Source organism: Cellulomonas hominis (assembly GCF_005239125.1).
GTDB classification, from domain to species: domain Bacteria; phylum Actinomycetota; class Actinomycetes; order Actinomycetales; family Cellulomonadaceae; genus Cellulomonas; species Cellulomonas hominis_A.
In genome coordinates this window covers 1-4,336 of record NZ_SZYE01000262.1, presented here as the reverse complement: position 1 = coordinate 4,336, position 4,336 = coordinate 1, and the positions used below count along the sequence as shown (strand labels likewise).

General features: G+C 76.4%; 5 protein-coding genes. 3 read left to right on the top strand and 2 right to left on the bottom strand.

What is annotated here, in order from left to right; translation table 11 throughout:
- Together FA014_RS20285 and FA014_RS18455 are read left to right on the top strand one after the other, a co-directional pair.
- The coding region (locus FA014_RS20285) for a hypothetical protein (protein WP_230323389.1) at positions 1-457 on the top strand (457 nt) is incomplete at its 5' end.
- A gap of 112 nt (positions 458-569) precedes the next feature.
- Positions 570-839 carry a helix-turn-helix domain-containing protein gene (locus tag FA014_RS18455; protein WP_154731080.1) on the top strand — a complete coding sequence of 90 codons (270 nt, stop codon included), beginning with the start codon at positions 570-572 and terminating at the stop codon, positions 837-839.
- Between the two features lie 147 nt (positions 840-986).
- On the opposite strand, the gene FA014_RS18450 is transcribed toward FA014_RS18455, so the two are convergent.
- The gene (locus FA014_RS18450; RefSeq protein WP_154731079.1) at positions 987-1,373 is read right to left on the bottom strand and encodes a hypothetical protein; all 387 of its coding nucleotides are present in this window, start codon (positions 1,371-1,373) and stop codon (positions 987-989) included.
- A gap of 113 nt (positions 1,374-1,486) precedes the next feature.
- Complete coding sequence (locus FA014_RS18445; RefSeq protein WP_154731078.1) at positions 1,487-1,711, bottom strand: helix-turn-helix domain-containing protein; 225 nt, start codon at positions 1,709-1,711, stop codon at positions 1,487-1,489.
- 140 nt (positions 1,712-1,851) lie between these two features.
- Here FA014_RS18445 and ligA point away from each other — a divergent pair.
- Positions 1,852-4,336, top strand: a 2,485-nt coding sequence (ligA, locus tag FA014_RS18440) for an NAD-dependent DNA ligase LigA (RefSeq protein ID WP_154731077.1), incomplete at its 3' end; no start/stop codon positions are given.

Sequence of the window (4,336 nt, the reverse complement as noted above, 5' to 3'; positions counted from 1 at the left end):
CGGCACGGGCCGTGGTGGCGGCGCGCGGGCGGGCGCGGGTCGCGGGGTCGTCGTCCGCCGCCGGACCTGGCTCGGCCGACGGCACGCGGCGGTGCTGGCTGCCGGGGCCGGGCTGGCGGTGGCCGGCCTGGTGGCGCTGCTGGTCGTGTGGGTGGGCCTCGTGACGTCCACCCTGCGCACCGGTCTGGCCGAGGAGGGCACGTGCGTCGCGGCGGCCACCGCGGGCGAGGGCGACGCGGCGGTGTCGTCCTCGCTGCTGCCGCCCCGGGCGGTGTGCACCTGGACCGTCGACGGGCGCACGACCGAGACCGTGCTGGCGGAGCAGTCGCCCGTGCTCGCGGGCGCGGCCCTCGGCGGGGTCGCCGTCGGCGTGCTGCTCGTGGCGGGCGGCGCGACGGCCGCGTGGCGCGCGCGCCGACGCACGGACTCCGCGACGTCGGGGCGCCCGCCGTCCTGACGCCGGCGGCCGGGCCCCCGGGGACGCGGGCCGAACCGGCTCCCGCGCGACCAGCGCGGTGCTACTGATCCGTGTGTGGACCCATCAGGAGCGGGTCAGGACGCTCGCAGGTGTGGACGGCGAACTGCAACGCACCGTAGGACGGAACATCCGGCGCATCCGAGCGGCCCGTGAGCTCAGCCAGGAGGAGCTGGCCGAGCTGATCGGGAACCACCGCACGTACGTCGGCTCGGTGGAGCGGGGTGAGCGCAACCTCTCGCTCCGCTCGCTCGAGCGGCTGGCGGCCGGCCTGGGCGTGGATCCGGTGGCGCTGCTCGCGCCTCCGGCGCCCGGCGAGCCCGCACCCCGCGAGCCCGCCCCCCGCGAGCCCGCGGCGTCCTGACCGCGGCGGCGCGGACGGCGGGCGCCGGGACCGGGGCCGCTCGCAGGAGCGGTCCCGGTCGTCCGCGCCCACCCGGGTCGACCCCGGGCGGCGTCCCGGCGCGCCCGGGCCGCCCGGTGCTCCGCACCGCCACGCCCCGCCGGGCGGTCAGGCCCGGGCCAGGTCGAGCACGCGGTCGAGCGCGGGCATCAGCCGGTGCCAGGACTCCGCGGTCAGCTCCAGGTGCTGCACCGCGCCGTCGCCCACGTACACCCAGGTCGTGCGCCCGCCGTCCCGGCGGTGCAGGCAGACGGCGAGGTCGGCCGCGGCGGTCCGGTCCAGCGCGTCGGGCGTGCCGGGCGGACCGCTGGGCTCCCGCTCGGCGAACGGCGAGACGGCCGGGCCCGGACCGCTCAGGAGCTGTCGCGCGCCCACGGACATCGAGGTGCTCACGTGCGAGCGGTCCCGCACGTCGTCGTCCTGCGCGTGCAGCACCACGCACCAGTCGGGGCAGGGCTCCGCCTGCCAGGTCGGTCGGTCGTGCTCGGGGGTCACGGGTCCTCCTCGGTGTGTCTGCCGAGGGGCTCCTGCGCGGCCGTGCCCCTCGTCTCACCCACTGTGGGTGCGACCACCGACACGGGGGCCTGGTCGTCCACAGGCTGCCCGGATCAGCCCTCCGGGGCGTCGCCGATCAGGTCGCGGACGGGCACGCCGAGGCGGTCGGCCAGGCGCTCGACGGAGCGCAGGGTGAGGTTGCGCTCCCCGCGCTCGACACCGCCCAGGTAGGTGCGGTGCATGTCCACGTCGCGCGCGAGGGCCTCCTGGCTGATCCCGCGCTCCTGCCTGAGGCGGCGCACGCGCCGCCCCACCGTCACCTGCAGCTCACCTTCCACGCGCCCACGGTCGGGGTGGTGCTACTTCTCTGTCTACAGACTGATGAGTAGCACCCTAGCGACCGGGGTGGCGTGTCGGGAAGCCCTGCCGTCCTGGCCCGCCCGGGTGCCGTGTCGGGGGCGCGCGGCATGATGTGCCCGTGGACGCGACACGACCCGAGACGACGAACCCCGAGGACTCCGGCCTGGACGAGGCCGCCGCGCGCCAGCGCTGGACCGAGCTGGCGGACCGCGTCCGGGAGCTGCAGTTCGCCTACTACGTGCGCGACGAGCCGCTGGCGAGCGACGCGGACTACGACGCGGCGCTGCGCCGGCTGGAGGCGCTCGAGGACGCGTACCCCGAGTACGGCCTGCGGACGCCGGAGTCGCCCACCCAGAACGTCGGCGGCACGTTCTCCACCGAGTTCCGCGCGGTCGACCACGTCGAGCGGATGCTGTCGCTGGACAACGCCTTCTCGGCGGACGACGTCGCCGCCTGGGCCGAGCGGGTGCACCGGGACCTGGAGCTCCCCGACGGCGCGGGCGTCGGCTACCTGACCGAGCTGAAGATCGACGGGCTCGCGATCGCCCTGCTGTACGAGCGCACCGGCGACGGACCCGCCCGGCTGGTGCGCGCCGCCACCCGCGGCGACGGCCGCACCGGCGAGGACGTCACGCTCAACGTCCGCACCATCGCCAGCATCCCCGACGTGCTGGCGGGGGACCCGGCCACGCACCCGGAGCTGATCGAGGTCCGCGGCGAGGTGTTCCTGCCGGTCGAGGCGTTCGAGCGGCTCAACGAGACGCAGGTCGCCGCGGGGAAGGCCCCGTTCGCCAACCCGCGCAACGCCGCCGCGGGCTCGCTGCGGCAGAAGGACCCGCGGGTGACCGCGAGCCGGCCGCTCGGCATGTACGCGCACGGCATCGGCGCGCTGCGGTGGGGCGGCGCCCGCGCCACCGGCCTGGAGCGGCAGTCCGAGGTCTACGGCCTGCTGGCCGGGTGGGGCGTGCCGGTCTCGCCGCACTCGCGCGTCGTGACGGGGCTCGCGGACGTCACCGCGCGGATCGTCGAGGTCGGGGAGCACCGCCACTCCTACGAGCACGAGATCGACGGCGTCGTCATCAAGGTCGACGAGCTCGCGCTCCAGCGTCGGCTCGGCGCGACCAGCCGCGCGCCGCGGTGGGCCATCGCCTACAAGTACCCGCCGGAGGAGGTGAACACCCGGCTCCTCGCGATCGAGGTGAACGTCGGGCGCACCGGCCGGGTCACGCCGTACGCGGTGATGGAGCCGGTGCGGGTCTCCGGGTCCACGGTGTCGATGGCGACGCTGCACAACAAGGACGTCGTCGCGCTCAAGGGCGTGCGCCCGGGGGACATGGTGGTGCTGCGCAAGGCCGGCGACGTGATCCCGGAGATCGTCGGCCCCGTCACGGCGCTCGCGGACGACGGCTACCCCCGCACCGACTGGACGATGCCGACCGAGTGCCCCGAGTGCGGATCGACGCTGCGCCCGATGCGCGAGGGCGACGTCGACCTGCGCTGCCCGAACGCCCGCACCTGCCCGGCCCAGGTCCGGGGCCGCGTCGAGCACATCGGCTCGCGCGGGGCGCTCGACATCGAGGCGCTCGGCGAGGTCACGGCCGCCGCCCTCACCCAGCCCGAGGTGCCCGAGACGCCGCCGGTGGTGAACGAGGCGGACCTGTTCGACCTGGTCGCGTGGCCCGCCGACGCCCCGGAGGAGGAGCGGGAGCGGGTCCGGCAGCGGTCGTTCGCCCTGCTCCGGCAGGTCCAGGTGGTGGTGCGCGACCCCGAGACGGGCGAGCCGCGGGTCGACGAGGACGGCACGGTCCGCCGCCGCACGCCGTTCCGGCGCCGGGTCACGTACAGCGTGAAGGCGCGGCGGGAGGCCGAGGCCCGGGGCGAGCAGCTGCCCGAGTACGAGGAGGTGCCGTCCGAGCAGGCGCGCACGCTGCTGGACGAGCTCGACGCGGCCAAGACCAAGCCGTTCTGGCGGGTGCTGGTCGGGCTGAGCATCCGGAACGTCGGGCCGACCGCCGCGCGGGCGATCGCCCAGCACTTCGGCTCGATGACGGCGCTGCGGGCGGCGCTCGGTGACGCCGAGCAGGCGCGCGCCACGCTGTCCGGCGTCGAGGGCGTGGGTCCGACGATCGCCGACTCGATCATCGACTGGTTCGCGGAGGACTGGCACGCGGCGATCGTGGACCGCTGGCAGGCGGCGGGCGTCGTCATGGCCGACGAGGCCGACGAGTCGGCGCCCCGCACGCTCGAGGGCCTGACGGTGGTCGTCACCGGCAGCCTCGAGGGGTTCAGCCGGGACCAGGCCAAGGAGGCCGTGCTGTCCCGCGGGGGCAAGGCGTCGGGCAGCGTGTCCAAGAAGACCGACTACGTGGTGGTGGGGGAGAACGCCGGGTCCAAGGAGGCGAAGGCGATCGAGCTCGGCCTGCGGATCCTCGACGAGGCGGGGTTCGTCGCGCTGCTGGCCGGCGGCCCGGCGGCCGTGGGCGACGGACCGGCCGAGGACGCGGAGCCTGCGGGCGAGGACGGCGAGGCGGTCGGGACGGACGGCGGCGAGGCGGCCGGCGCGGACGGCGGTGCGGCGGCCGGTGACGGCGCGGACGGGGGCG